The 16456-nt window shown below is 70.1% G+C and carries 15 protein-coding genes; 8 read left to right on the top strand and 7 right to left on the bottom strand.

Annotated elements, in window-relative coordinates; all coding sequences use genetic code 11:
* The coding region (locus ADL03_RS08795; protein ID WP_053732858.1) for a hypothetical protein at positions 1-328 on the top strand (328 nt) is incomplete at its 5' end.
* 2060 nt (positions 329-2388) lie between these two features.
* On the opposite strand, the gene ADL03_RS08785 is transcribed toward ADL03_RS08795, so the two are convergent.
* The gene (locus ADL03_RS08785) at positions 2389-2913 is read right to left on the bottom strand and encodes a hypothetical protein (protein WP_053732857.1); all 525 of its coding nucleotides are present in this window, start codon (positions 2911-2913) and stop codon (positions 2389-2391) included.
* A gap of 511 nt (positions 2914-3424) precedes the next feature.
* Here ADL03_RS08785 and ADL03_RS08780 point away from each other — a divergent pair.
* Positions 3425-4030, top strand: coding sequence for a fibronectin type III domain-containing protein (locus tag ADL03_RS08780; protein ID WP_053732856.1), 606 nt, complete (start codon positions 3425-3427; stop codon positions 4028-4030).
* 461 nt (positions 4031-4491) lie between these two features.
* Here the strand turns inward: ADL03_RS08780 and kstR are convergent, their stop codons facing one another.
* Positions 4492-5067, bottom strand: a complete 576-nt coding sequence (gene kstR / locus ADL03_RS08775; protein WP_053732855.1) for a cholesterol catabolism transcriptional regulator KstR — start codon at positions 5065-5067, stop codon at positions 4492-4494.
* Between the two features lie 160 nt (positions 5068-5227).
* Here kstR and ADL03_RS08770 point away from each other — a divergent pair, with 160 nt between their 5' ends.
* The 6 genes from ADL03_RS08770 to ADL03_RS08745 are packed head-to-tail and all read left to right on the top strand — an operon-like array spanning position 5228 to position 11634.
* Positions 5228-7126 (top strand): acyl-CoA dehydrogenase family protein, encoded by a 1899-nt coding sequence (locus ADL03_RS08770; RefSeq protein ID WP_053732854.1) that lies wholly within the window; start codon positions 5228-5230, stop codon positions 7124-7126.
* On the top strand, positions 7126-8112 hold the full coding sequence (locus tag ADL03_RS08765) for an acyl-CoA dehydrogenase family protein (RefSeq protein ID WP_053732853.1): 987 nt from the start codon (positions 7126-7128) through the stop codon (positions 8110-8112). Before ADL03_RS08770 ends, ADL03_RS08765 begins: the two co-directional genes overlap by 1 nt.
* On the top strand, positions 8102-9244 hold the full coding sequence (locus ADL03_RS08760) for an acyl-CoA dehydrogenase family protein (RefSeq protein ID WP_053732852.1): 1143 nt from the start codon (positions 8102-8104) through the stop codon (positions 9242-9244). Before ADL03_RS08765 ends, ADL03_RS08760 begins: the two co-directional genes overlap by 11 nt.
* The gene (locus ADL03_RS08755; protein ID WP_255353341.1) at positions 9241-10128 is read left to right on the top strand and encodes a bifunctional MaoC family dehydratase N-terminal/OB-fold nucleic acid binding domain-containing protein; all 888 of its coding nucleotides are present in this window, start codon (positions 9241-9243) and stop codon (positions 10126-10128) included. Before ADL03_RS08760 ends, ADL03_RS08755 begins: the two co-directional genes overlap by 4 nt.
* Complete coding sequence (locus ADL03_RS08750) at positions 10115-10498, top strand: MaoC family dehydratase (RefSeq protein ID WP_053732851.1); 384 nt, start codon at positions 10115-10117, stop codon at positions 10496-10498. The genes ADL03_RS08755 and ADL03_RS08750 overlap by 14 nt, the downstream gene beginning before the upstream one ends.
* Positions 10495-11634 (top strand): lipid-transfer protein, encoded by a 1140-nt coding sequence (locus ADL03_RS08745; RefSeq protein WP_053732850.1) that lies wholly within the window; start codon positions 10495-10497, stop codon positions 11632-11634. The genes ADL03_RS08750 and ADL03_RS08745 overlap by 4 nt, the downstream gene beginning before the upstream one ends.
* Here ADL03_RS08745 and ADL03_RS08740 read toward each other — a convergent pair.
* Genes ADL03_RS08740 through ADL03_RS08720 form a run of 5 tightly spaced genes read right to left on the bottom strand, consistent with a single transcriptional unit; the run spans position 11631 to position 16379 of the window.
* Positions 11631-12461 carry a MaoC/PaaZ C-terminal domain-containing protein gene (locus ADL03_RS08740; protein WP_053732849.1) on the bottom strand — a complete coding sequence of 277 codons (831 nt, stop codon included), beginning with the start codon at positions 12459-12461 and terminating at the stop codon, positions 11631-11633. The two genes, ADL03_RS08745 and ADL03_RS08740, sit on opposite strands and share 4 nt — an antisense overlap.
* Positions 12462-12471: 10 nt before the next feature.
* Complete coding sequence (locus ADL03_RS08735) at positions 12472-13434, bottom strand: ferredoxin--NADP reductase (protein WP_053732848.1); 963 nt, start codon at positions 13432-13434, stop codon at positions 12472-12474.
* Positions 13427-13663, bottom strand: coding sequence for a hypothetical protein (locus ADL03_RS08730; RefSeq protein WP_053732847.1), 237 nt, complete (start codon positions 13661-13663; stop codon positions 13427-13429). The genes ADL03_RS08735 and ADL03_RS08730 overlap by 8 nt, the downstream gene beginning before the upstream one ends.
* Positions 13660-14790, bottom strand: a complete 1131-nt coding sequence (locus ADL03_RS08725) for a Rieske 2Fe-2S domain-containing protein (RefSeq protein ID WP_053732846.1) — start codon at positions 14788-14790, stop codon at positions 13660-13662. Before ADL03_RS08725 ends, ADL03_RS08730 begins: the two co-directional genes overlap by 4 nt.
* The gene (locus ADL03_RS08720; protein ID WP_369808954.1) at positions 14787-16379 is read right to left on the bottom strand and encodes an FAD-dependent oxidoreductase; all 1593 of its coding nucleotides are present in this window, start codon (positions 16377-16379) and stop codon (positions 14787-14789) included. Before ADL03_RS08720 ends, ADL03_RS08725 begins: the two co-directional genes overlap by 4 nt.
* Positions 16380-16456 lie beyond the last annotated feature (77 nt).

Below are 16456 nucleotides of genomic sequence, written 5' to 3'. Positions count from 1 at the left end.
CACCGCCCACGGCCTCGACCAGTACCCCGGCACCGACACCCCCGCCTACCACAACGCCTACGCCACCGGCATGCTCGTCGAACTGACCTGGCTCACCGTTCACTTCAGCGGCCTGCTCAACGTCTGGTTCACCGTCCTGCACACCTTCGACGAAGCCAGCGCCGCCGATGACGAAATCGACTTCATCACCGTCTACAACACCACCGTCCCCGCCACCATCCGGCGCCGCAACAACGCCCTCCTCGGCGCTACGGGCTGGGGCGACCGGCCACTCAACGGAACCGGACCGAAGTCGGCGGTGTCCTCCGTCGAAGCGCTGACACCGTGACCTTGAGGGCTGTCCCACTGCCCGGTTCTGCCCCCGCTGCCCTCGGTGATGGCCGAGGACGGCCTCGACTCGCTCGACCGCTGCGTGGGCTTCCTCGGCCACAACCGGTCCGGCCTGCCCAACTCGCTGTGGGCGCGGGACACGGTCGTGGTGGAGCGGTTCGCGACCGACCTGGCCGACGACGGGCTGCTGACGGTCATGACTCGCATCTGCCGCGACAAGGAACCCGCTGTGCGCCTTCGCTCCGCCACGGCAATCCTTGGCGCCCTCAGCAGTGCCCTGGAACTGTTCCCGGCCGCACCCGACACGGCCACCGGGCAGTTCCGCCGCACCTACACCACCGCCAAGGGTTCGTGGCAGGACCATCCCCGCGTGCGCGGGAAGAACTGCAGTTGGTCCGGTGCCGGCCAGTCGTTGTCGGGACCATCCCCGCGTGCGCGGGGAGAACGCGCCGGGCACCGATAGCCGGTTGAGGAGCTGCGGGCCATCCCCGCGTGCGCGGGGAGAACACTTCTTGACCAGGCTGTTCGGGCAAGCGAGGTGCGTTTTTCACCCTCGCGCAGCCCTCGGACCAGCTTGCCGCGGCCTGACAGGATCGGCGTCCGAGGAACAGCGGGAAAACTCACCTTCGCGCGTGCGAGGAGCACTCCAGCCGCACCAGCGCCAGGTCGTTAACCGGGCGGGCCATCCCGGCGCGTGGGGGGAGCACTGGAGCTGCGGCCTAGCCGATGCAGGCGGGGACGGACCACCCCCGCGTATGCGGGGAGCACCTCGCGTTGCAACCCGGCGTTCGACGCCGCAGGACCACCCCCGCGTGTTGCGGGGAGCACAACTGGAAGTGGCCTAACCCGGCCCTCGACCAGGGATCACCCCCCGCGTGCGGGGAGCACACATCGTCCGGCTCCGATCACGTTGTCGAGGTGGGACCACCCCGCGCGTGCGGGGAGCACAACACCAACCACAGCCCCAGGGACCGCACGATGGGATCACCCCCGCGCGTGCGGGGAGCACTCGCCGGTGTTCGCGTCCACGAATTCGCCGTTGGGACCACCCCCGCGCGTGCGAGGAGCACTAGGCGGTGCGCAGCAGGCTCTGGCCGCCCCCGCGCGTGCGGGGAGCACATGAGACCAGCCGTCAAGAACCCTGACCCGTCGGGACCACCCCCGCGCGTGCGGGGAGCACCCAGTCCAAGACCTTCACGGCCAGCACCCAGGACGGACCACCCCCGCGCGTGCGGGGAGCACACTTGTTGACCAGCGCAGTTGCGAAGCCTAGTACCGATCTAGCTTCAAGTTGCTCAGTGGCACTGAGCACTGATCGTCGCCTTGCAACGCTACGTGGCCAGATCGGTGCACGAGCGGGTTCCTGTTCAGGGGCAGCTCGTCTTGCCGAGATCGCCACCAGCTCCTCAGCCTCCTTCAGTAGCGCGGCGTTGATGGGCGACGGGCAAAGAGCTCGACGAGTCCAGTTCCACCGTCCCTCGGCTTGAAGCAATGAGACGAGGATGGATCCGCATCCACCCAGAATGCTACTCAGACAAGGACAGCTTGAAGAATGACTCCACGACAGGCTACTTGTGTGAAACTACTGGTCGGTTCTGTTCTCATCCTTTGGTGCTCCTGCTGGGAGGCGAATCTACGCGGGTCCGCAGAGCAACACTATTCGGATCCAGTGTCGCCATCACTCAGCGCATCGACATGATGGAAGAAATCTTTCTATGTCCTCAACTTGCTACTTCGTACAGCGAACCGCATGTCATCAGCCAGCAGAAAGTCGAGCCGTCTGCATGTGACTCTGTTTCAGGAGGACTCCGCGTGTGTCAGGCGCGTTGCTTGTTCCCGGCCGAAGGAAGTGGGAATCGGACGGGAATGATGAGGTTAGCGGAATGTACATCCGGTGTGAATGCTGTACGAGTCGCACCCTGGGGTCCGGCCAGGGCTGCGGCACGTACCGAGATCATCATCCGACAGGAGGAAACGCCGCCGGCACTGGCCTCCGGGCAATGCCTCGACGTCCGTTGGACGGTGGCAGGATCGGCTGGGTGACGATCCCGCCACGGCTCACCACTGGTGGGCGACGTCCACGACGATGCGGTCGGTCAGGGTGAACACCCGGAACGGCAGGCGTGCGCGGACACCCAGCCCGAGGTCGGTGGTGCCCTCCCAGGACCCGGCCCAGGCCAGCTGCCGGAACGTCCGATAGCCGGTCACGTCCGCGACCTCGGCCGGGTTCGCCGGCTCGTACGTCGGGACGAAGTGCTCGTCGTAGGACGGCGAGTACGCCATGACGAACAACTTCGCCCCGCCGCGCAACGGAACCGGCTCACCGGACCCGACGTAGGTCACCTCGTCGGTGTAGCGCACCCAGTAGCCCCCGTCGGTCAGGCGGGTGTCGATCACAAGCCGGTCGAAGCACTCGTGCTGCCCGGAGCGAATGTTGGTCACGACACCTCCGGAACCGGTGAACACGGTCTTCAGTCCCGACCCCCAGTCCACCGGCGCACATGCGGCGGCACCGGCGCTCGCCGGCATCACCACCGCCGTCACCATCAGCGCTGCGGCTACCGCCAACGCGAATTTGCGCATGATGTTCCCTCTCCCCTTGGGCCTCCCCAGCCCGTTGCAGACGAGACGCTCAGTCCGGCCAAGAGGTTGTCCGGTCATCCGGAGCGTTCGAGGAAGTCACTCGCACGGTTCTACGCCGCCGTCGGAGGCTCCGTGCTCACGTTGGGGTGGGATTTCGCCATTGCGCGAACATCGCCTTCACCTTGCTGCGGCTGAATGGTCGACACGTACTGACGTTGCTGTGCGGGACACTGTCCGCGGTCGAGTGAACACGGAGAGGACGTGCAGGTGCGCAAGAGAAGGAAGCCACTCCGCATCACCGCTTTGTCGCTGTTCGCTGTCCTCGCGGTCGTCGGGGCGCTGACGGGAGCCACAACCCCGGCGTCGGCCCAGACGACCGCGGTGCGGATGGACTACACCTGTACGACCTCCTTCGGGTCGAGTGCTCAGATGACCGTGTGGGTTGTCGGCGGTCTGCCGGACGACGGCGCGGGCCCGGACACCGTCGCCAGGCACGAACCCGCCTACATCGATGTGGACCTGGACCTGCGACGCCGACAGCACAGCGACACTCGACGCGCACATCACCGGCCCGGACGGGACGCGGACCACCCAGGCCTCGTTCACCGTCGCGCCCACGTGGCTGACGAGCACCCAGGGGACCGCGGTGCGGGCCGCGGGCTCCTTCCCGGTGCAGTTCCTGACCACGCAGGGCTACTACGACCTGCACGTGGACGACCTGGCACTGACACTGCGCCCCGAGCGCGCCGACGGCACCCCGATCGGCACGGTCACCGCGTCCTGCTCGCACGACCCCGCGCAGAACGACCTGCTGGGCACCGTGTGGTCGCAGCCCGCCGTCTTCGAGCGGCCGCCGCGCCCGAGCGAGGTGCGGATGGTCTCGACGACGCCGACGTCCGTGACACTGGCCTGGGAAGCCTCTTCCTGGTGGAACCCGACGCTGGGCTACGAGGTGTACCTGGACGGAGGGAACACCGGCTTGGTCACCGAGAAGCAGGTCACGCTGACCGGGCTGACCCCCGACAGGCAGCATCGGGTGAAGGTCGTCACCAGGGACGTGCAGGGCATCCGCTCGACCATGAGCCAGGGCCTGATCTTCACCATCCCGCCGGCCTGACATCCGAGCTCGTGACGCGTGCTCGGCAGTTGCTCGACGATGCCGCTCCCAGCCAAGAGTCGCCGGATTCGAGGACGGACATCAGTAGGAGCCACGCCTGGGCAGGACGGCGCCTAGAGTCTTCAGAAGGATGACCAGGTCGAGCGACAACGATCAGCCTCGACGTATCGCAGATCAAGGGAAATCGATTCTTCCCAGGGAAGGTCACTCCGTCCGGCGTACGGGCGCCTTCCGTCTGGAGCCGCGAGTGACGTACCGATGCGTTACAGCTCGGCAGCAGCCTCCGCGATGAGCTCCAACGACTCGTGAGCTGTGACGTGTCCTGTTCAGGGTGGACAGCCGCGCGATCTGGTTCGCCGGTTCATGACTCGGTGACCGTCGGGCGGCCGAGGGGCGCCGATGTCACTCGATGGTTGGTGCGCCTGCCCCGCACCGCGTGACAGGCGCACACAACCCGGCTCTCAGGCCAGCAACAACCGCACGGTCAACTCCAGCCGGTTCGCCACGTCGGTCGCCGTGGCCCGCCGGGTCACCCACGCGACGAGGTTCGACAGCCACACGTCGCTGATCACCCGCGCGATGGCCTTCTGCTCGTCGGTCGGTTCCTCGTCGGTCATCGCGCGCGTGAACATCGTCTCCATCAGCAGCGCGACGCGGTCGATCTCGGCGCCGGCCGAGGCGTCGGCGAAGGTGAACGCGCGGGTCATCGCCTCGGTCAGGTGCGGGTTGCGCTGCAGGCCGCGGGTAATGCGGCCGAGCACGAACAGCACGCGGTCGTAGGGGGTGTCGCCGGGGACGGTGGCGCGGTCCATCTTCTCCTGCGCGCGTTCCAGTTCCATCGCGAGGCTGGAGACGAGGAGGTGGATCTTGGAGGGGAAGTACCGGTACAGGGTGCCCAGCGCGACGTCCGCCCGGTCGGCCACCGCCCGCATCTGGACGGCGTCGAACCCGCCCTTGGACGCCAGCGCGATGGTCGCGTCGACGATCCTCTTGCGCCGCTCGCGCTGGGCGGCCGAGCTGAGCTCCTCGCCCGCCATGAGTGCGTCCGCGCGCGACTTCGAAGGTGACACGGAGATGATCCTCCTGGAACGTGTTGCAGCAGCCTCCACATCCTACCCGAGCGGTTTCCCACGCATGATCTGTTGCCGGAATTAGAACACGTTCTATAAACTTCCTCATGTTACTGGAGGAGGCCGCATGCCGATCGCCACGACCGACGAGCACCACGCGCTGCGGGAGAGCGTCGGTGCGGCGCACGGGAAGTGGGCCGACCTGGTCCGCGTCGGGTTCTTCGAGGTGCTGCGCGAGGGCGGGAGCGTGGTCGACCTCGCCGTGATGCTGGAGTGCGCCGCCGAGCACCTCGTGCCGGGGCCGTTGCTGCCCACCGCGCTGGCGAGTGCCCTGTTCCCGGACTTCGACGGGGTGGCCGGCTTCGGGTTCGACACCGAGCACGTCATCGGCGCCACCGAGGCCACCCACCTGCTCGTCAATGCGGGCGGGTGGATGTTCGTCCCGGTCGAACGGACGACCGTCACCGCGAGAGAAGCCGTCGACCTGACCCGGTCGCTGGGATCCGTCACCGTCCACGAGAACGGTGAGCCGGTCGCCGACCCGACCGACCTCGCGATCACGCTCATGGCCGCCGAAGCGAGCGGCATCGCCGCGTGGTGCCTCCGGACGGCGGTCGGGCACGCGCGGCAACGGGAGCAGTTCGGCCGGGTCATCGGGTCGTTCCAGGCCGTCAAGCACCTGTGCGTCGAGATGCTGTGCCGGGCGGAGCAGGCGTCCTCCGTCGCGTGGGACGCGGCCGGTGCGGTCGGAGAACCCGCGGAACACCCGCTGGCCGCCGCCGTCGCGGCCACGGTCGCGTTCGACGCGGCGGTGCGCAACGCCAAGGACTGCATCCAGGTGCTCGGCGGCATCGGGTTCACGTGGGAGCACGACGCCCACCGCTACCTGCGCCGCGCGCTCGCGTTGCAGCAGTTGGCCGGGGGCAGGGCGAGGTGGCGCGGGCGGGTGGCGGAACTGGCGCTGGCCGGGGCACGGCGACAGCACCGGGTCGAGGTCGGCGGTGATCCGGAGGTCAGGGCGTTCGCGGTGGAGATCGCCGCGCTCGACCCGGCCGGGCAGCGGAAGCGGTTGGCGGACAGCGGATACCTCGTGCCGCACTGGCCGCGCCCGTACGGGCTGGACGCCTCGCCGGCCCGCCAGCTGGTGATCGACGACGAGTTCGCGCGGGCCGGGGTGCGCAGGCCGGACCTCGTCATCGGTGCCTGGGCCGCGCCGACGATCCTCCGCCACGGCACCGAGGAGCAGCGCGACCGGTTCGTCTGGCCGACGCTGCGCGGCGAGCTCACCTGGTGCCAGCTCTTCAGCGAACCGGAGGCCGGTTCGGACCTGGCGTCGTTGCGCACCAGGGCCGTGCGGGCGGAGGGCGGCTGGCGGCTGACCGGGCAGAAGGTGTGGACGTCGCTCGCCCACGAGGCCGACTGGGGGATCTGCCTGGCCCGCACCGACTCGTCGGTCCCGAAGCACAGGGGCATCACCTACTTCCTGGTCGACATGCGTGCGGAGGGCGTGGACGTGCGGCCGTTGCGGGAGATCACCGGGGAGGCGCGGTTCAACGAGGTCTTCCTGGACGAGGTGTTCGTGCCCGACGACTGCGTGGTCGGGGCGGTGAACGACGGCTGGCGGCTGGCGCGCACCACCCTCGCCAACGAACGCGTCGCCATGGGCCGCGGCTCGTCGCTGGGGGAGGCACTGGAACAGGTTCTGGCCGCCGGTCCCGAGCCGTCGGAACGCCTGGGCGTGCTGGTCGCGGAAGGACTCGCGGTGTCGTTGCTGGACCTGCGGGCGGGCCTGCGTCAGCTCCACGGGCAGGAACCCGGTCCGGAGTCCAGCGTCCGCAAGCTGGTCGGGGTGCGGCACCGGCAGGACGTGGCCGAGTTCGCGGTGGAGCTCGACGGCGGACTGGTGCACAGCGACCAGGTGCACGAGTTCCTGCTCACCCGGTGCCTGAGCATCGCGGGCGGCACGACGCAGGTGCTGATGAACCTCGCCGGCGAACGGATCCTCGGCCTACCCAGGGAGAGTTGATGGACTTCAGCCTCGACGACACCCAGCGGGAGATCGCGCGGCTCGCCGCCGACGTGCTGGGCCGGGAGAGCGAGACGCCGTGGAAGGCACTGGGGGAGGCCGGTCTGCTGGCGCTGGCCGTGCCGGAACGGCTGGGCGGCCACGGCCTCGGCGTGGTGGAGACCGCGCTGCTGCTCACGGAGGTCGGGCGCAGGGCGGTGGACGTGCCGGCGTTCGCGACATTGGCCCTGGGCGTGCTGCCGATCGCCCGGTTCGGCACCCCCGAGCAGCAGGACGCGCTGCTGCCGCTGGTCACCGAGCAGCACGCGGTCCTGACGGCCGCGCTGAGCGAACCCTCGAACCCCCTGCCCGCGATCCCCGCCACCAGGGCCGACCGCGACGGCACCGGCCTCACCGGCGTCAAGGTCCACGTCCCCCGTGCCGCGGAAGCACGGCGCATCCTCGTCAGCGCGGTGCTGGGCGACGAGCCGGGCACGCTGATCGTCGATCCCGCACAACCCGGTGTGTCCACAACGGACAGCACGGTCCGGTTCGACGGCGCACGAGGGGAACCACTGGCGGGAGACGTCCGCGGCTACGCACTCGCGGGCGCCTGCGCGGTCGCGGACGGGGTGCTCGCCGGTGCGCTCGACCTGACGGTGAAGCACGTCGGCACCCGCCACCAGTTCGGCAAGCCGCTGTCGTCGTTCCAGGCCGTCGCGGGCCAGGTCGCCGACGTCTACGTCGCCGCGCGCACCATGCACCTCGCCGCGCTCACCGCCTGCTGGACCTTCGACCGCCCCGATCAGGACACCGCCGACCTCGACACCGCCGCCTACTGGCTCGCGGCCGAGGTGCTCCCGGCCGTGCACACGTGCCACCACCTGCACGGCGGCCTGGGGCTCGACATCACCTACCCGATGCACAGGTACTACGGCATGGCCAAGGAGCTGACGAGGTTCGTCGGCGGAGTGGAGCACCGGTTGGGGCGGATCGATGTTCGTTGACCTCACGACCGCCCAGCGGAAGCTGCGCGACGAGCTGCGCGAGTACTTCGGCAGCGTGATGTCCGAGCGGGAACGCGAGGCGATGCTCACCGAACGGCACGGCGCCGTCTACCGCGAGCTGGTCCGCCGCCTCGGCGCCGACGGCCGGCTCGGCGTCGGCTGGCCCACCGAGTACGGCGGGCGCGGGTTCGGGCCGGTCGAGCAGCAGATCTTCGTCAACGAGGCGGCGCGCGCGGACGTGCCGCTGCCGTACGTGACGCTGCAGACGGTCGGGCCGACGTTGCAGCGCTACGGTACCCGGGAGCAGAAGGACCTCTTCCTGCCGCGGATCCTGCGCGGTGAGGTGCACTTCGCCATCGGCTACACCGAACCCGAGGCCGGCACGGACCTCGCGGCGTTGCGGACCAGGGCGGTCAGGCACGACGACCACTACGTCGTCAACGGCCAGAAGATCTTCACGACCGGCGGCCACGACGCCGACTTCGTCTGGCTCGCGGTCCGCACCGGAACGCCGGAGGACCGCCACCGCGGCATCACCATCCTGATCGCCGACACCGCCGACCCCGGCTACTCGTGGACGCCGATCATCACCTGCGACGGCGCGCACCACGTCAACGCGACCTACTACAGCGACGTCGAGGTTCCGGTCGGCATGCGCGTCGGCGAGGAGAACGAGGGCTGGCGGCTGATCACCACCCAGCTCAACCACGAGCGCGTGATGCTCGGACCGTCCGGCCGGATCGGCGCGCAGCTCGACCGCGTGCACCGGTGGGCGCGCGACCGCGACCTGCTGGACCTGCCGGACGTGCGCAGGGCGCTGGCCGAGGTGAAGGCCGTGCACCGGGTGAACGAGCTGCTCAACTGGCAGGTGGCCGCGCAGGAGGTGGAGGTCGCGGACGCCTCGGCCACCAAGGTCTTCGCCGCCGACCGCACCCAGCGCGTCGGCCGGCTGCTGGAGGAGGTCGTGAGCCGCCACGGTGACCCGGCCGAACCGGAGACCGCGGAACTGGTGCGCTGGCTGGACGTGCAGGCCAGGCGCAACCTCGTGCTCACCTTCGGCGGTGGCGTGAACGAGGTGCAGAAGGAGCTGATCGCGTCGATCGGGCTGGGACTACCGAGGGTGGTGCGGTGACCGACATCGAGGAAGAGGCCGCGAAGATCGCGGAACGGGGCGAGTGCGCGCCCCGGCTCGCCCGCGACCCGGTGAACCTGCCGATGATCCGCAACTGGCTGGAGGCTATCGGCGACCGGCACCCCGGCTACACCGAGGTCGCGCCACCGGCGATGGTGCAGGTGTGGACGATGGGTGGCCTGCACGGTCAGCGCACCCCGGACGACCCGCTCGGCGCGATGATGGGCATCCTCGACGAGGCCGGGTTCACCTCGGTCGTCGCGACCAACAGCGACCAGACCTACCACCGCTACCTGCGGGTCGGCGAGCAGCTCGCCGTCACCTCCCGGCTGGAGGACGTGACCGGCCCCAAGAAGACCGCGCTCGGCGAAGGCTGGTTCGTCACGACCAGGAGCACCTGGTACGTCGGTGACGAGGTGGTCGCCGAGATGCGCTTCCGCGTGCTGAAGTTCCGCCCGCCGGCCAAGACCGCCGCACCCGTGACAACCGAGCGCGCGCAGGCGATCCGGCCGTCGGTCAACCAGGACACCGAGTACTTCTGGGAGGGCACGAAACGGGGTGAGCTGCGCATCCAGCGGTGCGGCGGCTGCGGCCTGCTGCGGCACCCGCCCGGCCCGATGTGCCCGGAATGCGGTGCCACGAAACCGAAGTACCTGGTCTCGGACGGCCGCGGCGTGGTCTACAGCTACGTCGTGCACCACCACCCGCAGGTGCCCGGCAAGCAGACCCCGTTCGTCGTCGCGCTGGTTGAGCTGGACGAGGGCGTGCGGATGCTGGGCGAGCTCGACGGCGAACCGAGGGTCGGGCTGCCGGTCGAGGTCGTGTTCACCAGGGTCGACGACGACCTGACGATGGTGGGCTGGAGGCCTCGTGCGGACCGGTGACTCCCTGCCCGAGTGGCACGTCGAGGCCACGCCGACGTTCGTGGTCAGCACCGCGCTGGCCACCCGCGACTTCCAGGACGTGCACCACGACCGCGACCTGGCGGTCCAGCGCGGCTCGAAGGACATCTTCATCAACATCCTCACCACGACCGGCCTGGTGCAGCGCTACGTCACCGACTGGGCCGGCCGGGAGGCGCTGGTGCGGCAGATCGACATCAGGCTCGGTGCCCCCTGCTACGCCTACGACACGCTGAAGTTCTTCGGCCAGGTCATCGCGCGTGACGACCGCGACCTGCTGATCGAGGTCGTCGGCCGCACCGGCCACGGCGACCACGTCACCGGCACGGTGCGGATCGAGGTGCCCGCGTGACCGCCGCGATCGCCGGAATCGGCGCCACCGAGTTCTCCAAGGAGTCCGGCCGCAGCGAACTGCGGCTGGCCGCCGAGGCCGTGCGCGCGGCACTGGCGGACGCCGGCCTCGAACCGTCCGATGTGGACGGCCTGGTCAGCTTCACCATGGACACCAACGCCGAGATCGCCGTCGCTCGCGAGCTCGGCATCCCGGAGCTGACGTTCTTCAGCCGCGTCCACTACGGCGGCGGCGCGGCGTGCGCGACCGTCCAGCAGGCCGCGATGGCGGTCGAGACCGGCGCGGCGCGGGTCGTGGTGTGCTACCGGGCGTTCAACGAACGTTCCGGGCACCGCTTCGGCCAGGTCCAGACGGCGGCCGCGGCGAACATCGACAACAGCTGGTCCTACCCGATGGGCCTGGGCACGCCGGCCGCGATGGTCGCCATGTTCGCCCGCCGGTACATGCACGAACACGGGGCCACGAGCGAGGACTTCGGCCGGATCGCCGTGGTCGACCGCAAGCACGCGGCCACCAACCCCGCCGCGTGGTTCCACGGCCGGCCGATCACCCTCGACGACCACCAGGCGTCCCGCTGGATCGCCGAACCGCTGCGGCTGCTCGACTGCTGCCAGGAGAGCGACGGTGCGGTGGCGCTCGTGGTGACCTCCGCCGAACGGGCCCGCGACCTGCCGAACAAGCCCGCGCTGGTCAGGGCCGCCGCCCAGGGCAGCGGCCGCGACCAGTTCACGATGACGAGCTACTACCGCGACGACCTGACCGGGTTGCCGGAGATGGGTGTGGTGGCACGGCAGCTGTGGGAGCGGTCGGGCATCGGCCCGTCCGATGTGGACGTCGCGGTGCTCTACGACCACTTCACGCCGTTCGTGCTGGTGCAGCTGGAGGAGCTCGGGTTCTGCGGCAGGGGAGAGGCGAAGGACCTCGTGGCGTCCGGCGCGCTGGAACTTGATGGTGCGCTGCCGCTCAACCCGCATGGCGGCCAGCTCGGCGAGGCCTACCTGCACGGCATGAACGGCATCGCCGAGGGCGTGCGCCAGATCCGCGGCACCGCGGTGAACCAGGTCGCGGGCGTGGACCACGTCCTGGTCACCGCCGGCACCGGCGTTCCGACCAGCGGCCTGGTCCTGGGGCACTAGCCCCGGGTCAGGAGCACGGCGTCGGCGAGCACGGGACGGTCCGCGGCGGAGGTGGTCAGCAGCAGCCGCGGCCCGTCCCGCCACACCGAGGTCCGCAGCGTCTCACCGGGGAACACCACGCCCGCGAACCGCGCCCCGAACGACACCACCCGCTCCGGCCCGTCCAGCAGCGCGTCGACAACCGCCTTGCACACCACGCCGTAGGTGCACAGCCCGTGCAGGATCGGCCGGTCGAACCCGGCCAGGCGGGCGAACTCCGGATCGGCGTGCAAGGGGTTGCGGTCACCGCACAACCGGTACAGGTACGCCTGCTGCGGCAACGTCGGCGTCTCGATCACCGCGTCCGGCTCGCGCTCGGGCAGCGCCACCCGCGCCGACGGCCCGCGCGACCCGCCGAACCCGCCCTCGCCGCGGGCGAAGATGCTGGAGCGCGTGGTGTAGAGCGCGGTCCCGTCCGGGGTGACCGCCGTCGACTCCTGCACGATCACCGCCGCCTTCCCCTTGTCCCACACGTCCGTGACGCGGGTCCGCAGCACCGCCGCGCCCTCGGCCGGGATCGGCGCCTGCACGGTGATCTCCTGCGTGCCGTGCAGCACCTTGGCCAGGTCGATGTCGATGCCGGGGAACGACACGGTCGGCGGCGCGGTCTCGTGGAACCGCGGCGCGACCACGCCGAACGTCGGCAGCACCGACAACCCCTTCTCGTAGACGTACCGCAGCTCCGTGGCACCCAGGGCGAGGTGGTAGAGCAGCACGTCCGACGACGTCCAGGAGAACTCCAGCTCGGGCAGTTCCGCCCCCACCGCGACAGCCGGGTCGATCGGCATCAGACGCCCCTCACTCGTAGGTGATCTTCACCGTGTCGGTGACCGGAACCGACTGGCACGCCAGCACGATGCCGTCGGCGATGTCCTCGGGGTCGAGCACGTCGTTGTTGAGCATCTTGACCTCGCCGCCGACCAGCCGGCACGCGCACGCGCTGCACGCACCCTCCCGGCACGAGAACGGCGCGTCCAGTCCGTTGGCCAGCAACAGGTCCAGCAGCTTCGTCCTGGCCGGCCACGCGAACCGGTGCGTCTCACCATCCAGCGACACCTCGACCCGCGCGTCCGGCCGGTCGTCCGCCACCGCCACGACCTCGGCGAACGGGTCACTCGACAACGACACGAACTTCTCGACGTGCACCACCGCAACGTCGTGCAACGCCTTGCGCGCCGCCTCCATGAACGGCGCCGGGCCGCACACGAACGCCTCGTCGCACGGCCGCACGAACGCGCGCAACCCGTGCGGCAGCCCCTGCACCGACTCCAGCCAGTGCACGACCGTCAGCCGTCCGGGAAAGTCGCGGGACAACCGGTCCAGCTGCCGAGCGAAGATCACCGAGGCTTCGTCGCGGTTGGCGTAGAACAGGTGCACCGACCCGGTCCCGCCGAACAACACCGCGCGGATGATCGACATCACCGGCGTGATCCCGCTGCCCGCCGCGAACGCCAGCAACGCCGAGTCCAGCGACCGCGGCGTGAACACCCCGGCCGGCGCCAGCACGTCGAGCTCCGTCCCGGCCCGCACCTGCGAGCACATCCACACCGAGCCGTACCCGTCCGGCGTGCGCTTGACCGTGATCCGCAACGGTTCACCCGGCGCGCTGGACAGGGAGTAGCAGCGCGCCACGTCACCCGCCCGCACGGTCAGGAACTGCCCCGGCAGCGGCCGGAAGTCGGCGCCCGACAGCACGAACGACCGCGCGTCGGCGGTCTCCTCGACGACCTCCTCGACGCGCACCCGGTGCACCTCAGCCATCGGCGACCTCCACCGTCCCGTCCCGCACGGCCTTCTCGATGCCGTCCCGCAACCGCAGGCACGTCCGCACGAGTGGTGCCCGCGGCCCCAGCTCCGGGCAGACGCCGGTGTCGGCCAGCCACTGCACGCTGGTGTGCTGCGGGCTGTTCTTCTTCACCAGCACCCGGTTTCCGCAGTCGCACGTCACCGGTGCCATGCCACCGGACAGGAACTCGTCGCGCTCGTTCATGAGCTCGTCGGCTGCTTGCGGGCGAGGTTCTCGGCGACCTCCCTCTCCCACACCTCGACCGCCCGGCTCGTGTCGACCTCGAACTCGAAGCGCCGCACCATGTCGTCGGTGACGTCCTCGACGTCCACGTAGAACTGCTCGTACCAGCGCCGCAGCTGGTAGACCGGCCCGTCCTCCTCGCACAGCAGCGGGTTGTCGATCCGCGTCTTGTTCTGCCAGATCTCCACGTCCTGCAGGAAACCGGCGCCGATGCCGCGCGCGAACTTGCGGGCGATCTTGTCCGCGTGCTCGTCGGAGACGCCCGGCAGCTTCTTCACGATCGCGCCCCACTGCAGCTTGAACGAGTTCGGCGTGATCGGGTAGTGGCAGTTGATCAGCACCGTCTCGATCTCGATGCCCCGGTAGTCGTTCCACAGGTAGTCGATCATGTACGACGGCCCGTGGTACGAGGCCTCCGACCGCACCTCGACGTCACCGGTGTAGTTCGACGCCATCGCCACGTCCGGCCGCCCGCGCGTGGTGAGGTACTGCGAGGCGATGTGGCCCTCCAGCACGTTCTTGAAGTACGTCGGGAACGCGAAGTGGATGTAGAAGAAGTGCGCCATGTCGACGACGTTGTCGATGATCTCGCGGCAGTTCGCGTTGTCGATCACGACCGAGTCCCACGTCCAGTTGCTCCACTCGTCGCTGAACGCCTGCTCGATGCGCGGGATCGTGACGTGCGGCGGCGGCGGGTTGCCTTGGGGGTCGTTCCACACGAACAGCTGCTTGTTCTCCTCCAGCGTGGTCCACGAGCGGGTGCGCGCCCGCAGCGGAACCCTTTTGGCGTACGGGATCTCGACGCACCGGCCGTTGCCCGCCCAGCGCCAGTCGTGGAACGGGCAGGCGATGTTGCCGCCCTTCACCGTGCCCTGCGTCAGGTCGCCGCCCATGTGCCGGCAGTACGCGTCGAGCACGTTGAGCGTGCCGTCCTCGCCCTGGAACACCACGAGCTTCGTGCCGAACGCCTCGACCGCGTGCGGCTGCCCGTCGCGGAAGCTGTCGGCCAGGCCCAGGCAGTGCCAGCCGCGCGCGAACCGCGCGGGAGGCGCGCCGGTGTCGATGGAGCGCACGCTGTCCTGCGTCATGACGTTCCTCCGCGGTGGTGGTGGCTGGAGATGTCGAGTCCGGCCAGGTATCCGAAGGTCATCGCCGGTCCGAGGGTGGCGCCCGCGCCCGCGTAGGTGCGGCCCATCACGAACGCGCTCACGTTGCCCGCGGCGTACAGGCCGTCGATCACCGAACCGTTCTCGCGCAGCACCCGTGCCGCGCGGTCGGTGCGCAGGCCGCCCTTGGTGCCCAGGTCGCCCGGCACGATCCTGGCCGCGTGGAACGGCGGCTTGAGCAGTGGCGCGAGGCAGGGGTTCGGTCGGACGCGCGGATCGCCGTAGTAGCGGTCGTAGGCGCTGTCGCCGCGGTGGAAGTCGGGGTCCGCGCCGGCGAAGGTGTTGAACCGCGCGACCGTCTCCACCAGGCCGGGCAGGTCCGCCTTGGCGGCCAGCTCGTCGAGGGTGGGTGCGGACAGCACGACCTCGTTCCAGCGCCGGGGCAGCGGGCGGCGGGGCGGGAAACCCGCGAACGGGTAGCGGTTGCGGTAGGTCTGGTCGAAGACGAGCCAGGTCCGCTCGGTCATCGCCTTGACCACGTCGATGTAGGGCGCCGCCTCGTTCACGAACCGCCGCCCGGACCCGTCGACCAGCACGCAGCCGGGCAGCGCGCGTTCGGCGAGCAGGAAGAACGGGCCGCGCGGCAACGGGACGGTCGGGCCCCACCACGCGTCGTCCAGCAGGCCCACCGCGGCGCCCGCGCGCACACCGGCCTCGATGCCGTCACCGGTGTTCGCCCGCGCGCCGACCGTCCACTCCGCACCGACGTCCTGGTGCTGCTTGCGCAGCCGTTCGTTGTGCTCGAACCCGCCGGAGGCCAGCACGACGTCGCGCGCCCGCAGCAACTCCTCGCCGACCCGGACACCGGCGACCCTGCCGTTCTCGACGTGCAGGTCGGTGACCGCCGTGTTCAGCCTGACCTCGACGCCGGACGCCGTCAGTCCCGCGCGCAGCCCGGCCGCGAGCGCCTGGCCCATCGCGAGCCGCCGCCCCGGCCGGAACCGCTGCGCGAACAGCTTGGCCGCGGTCAGCACCCCGCGCGGGTGCCGCGCGGCGAGCGTGAGCCACCGGTAGTCGACCTGGGTGATCACGATCCCGGCCGGTGTCGGCACGTACGGCGGTTCGAGGTGCTGCAACTCGTCGCCGAGGACGTCGGCCTTCATCGGCACGGGCTCGACCGAACGCCCGTGCGGCCGCCCGCCGGGCGCCTCGGGGTAGTAGTCGGGGTAGCCGCGCACCCAGCGGAACCGCAACGGCGTGCGGGCGCACACGAACGCGAGCATCGCGGGCCCCGCGTCGAGGAACGCCTCCCGCAGCTCGGCCGGCACGTCACCGGCGATGTGCGCGAGGTAGGTGGCGGCGTCCTCCGGCGTGTCCTGAACCCCCGCCGCGGCGAGGACCGGGTTGTTCGGCACCCAGACGCCGCCGCCGGACCGGGCGGTCGAGCCGCCGAAGTGCGCCGCCTTCTCGACGACCAGGGTGCGCAGCCCGTGCTGGGCCGTGCACAGTGCGGCGGTCATGCCCGCCGCGCCGCTGCCGACGACGATCACGTCGTACATCCGCACCTCCAGGACCTCAGACTAGAACAGGTTATAGTTCTGAGGCGGTTTGGCGCTATGGTGTAGGAGTTCCAGGCGGTTCCACTCAC

This window comes from Nocardia sp. NRRL S-836 (assembly GCF_001279525.1).
Classification (GTDB): Bacteria; Actinomycetota; Actinomycetes; order Mycobacteriales; family Pseudonocardiaceae; genus Lentzea.
The sequence above is the reverse complement of the archived record's forward strand: the minus strand, read 5'-3'. Positions and strand labels throughout refer to the sequence as shown.

What these genes read in the sequence shown, in the direction of transcription:
- ADL03_RS08760 (WP_053732852.1), top strand. Translation starts at nt 8,102, where the DNA reads ATGTTCGTTGACCTCACGACCGCCCAGCGGAAGCTGCGCGACGAGCTG.
- ADL03_RS08770 (WP_053732854.1), top strand. Translation starts at nt 5,228, where the DNA reads ATGCCGATCGCCACGACCGACGAGCACCACGCGCTGCGGGAGAGCGTC.
- ADL03_RS08730 (WP_053732847.1), bottom strand. Translation starts at nt 13,663, where the DNA reads ATGAACGAGCGCGACGAGTTCCTGTCCGGTGGCATGGCACCGGTGACG.
- ADL03_RS08785 (WP_053732857.1), bottom strand. Translation starts at nt 2,913, where the DNA reads ATGCGCAAATTCGCGTTGGCGGTAGCCGCAGCGCTGATGGTGACGGCG.
- ADL03_RS08780 (WP_053732856.1), top strand. Translation starts at nt 3,425, where the DNA reads ATGTGGACCTGGACCTGCGACGCCGACAGCACAGCGACACTCGACGCG.
- ADL03_RS08765 (WP_053732853.1), top strand. Translation starts at nt 7,126, where the DNA reads ATGGACTTCAGCCTCGACGACACCCAGCGGGAGATCGCGCGGCTCGCC.
- kstR (WP_053732855.1), bottom strand. Translation starts at nt 5,067, where the DNA reads ATGGCGGGCGAGGAGCTCAGCTCGGCCGCCCAGCGCGAGCGGCGCAAG.
- ADL03_RS08725 (WP_053732846.1), bottom strand. Translation starts at nt 14,790, where the DNA reads ATGACGCAGGACAGCGTGCGCTCCATCGACACCGGCGCGCCTCCCGCG.
- ADL03_RS08740 (WP_053732849.1), bottom strand. Translation starts at nt 12,461, where the DNA reads ATGCCGATCGACCCGGCTGTCGCGGTGGGGGCGGAACTGCCCGAGCTG.
- ADL03_RS08735 (WP_053732848.1), bottom strand. Translation starts at nt 13,434, where the DNA reads ATGGCTGAGGTGCACCGGGTGCGCGTCGAGGAGGTCGTCGAGGAGACC.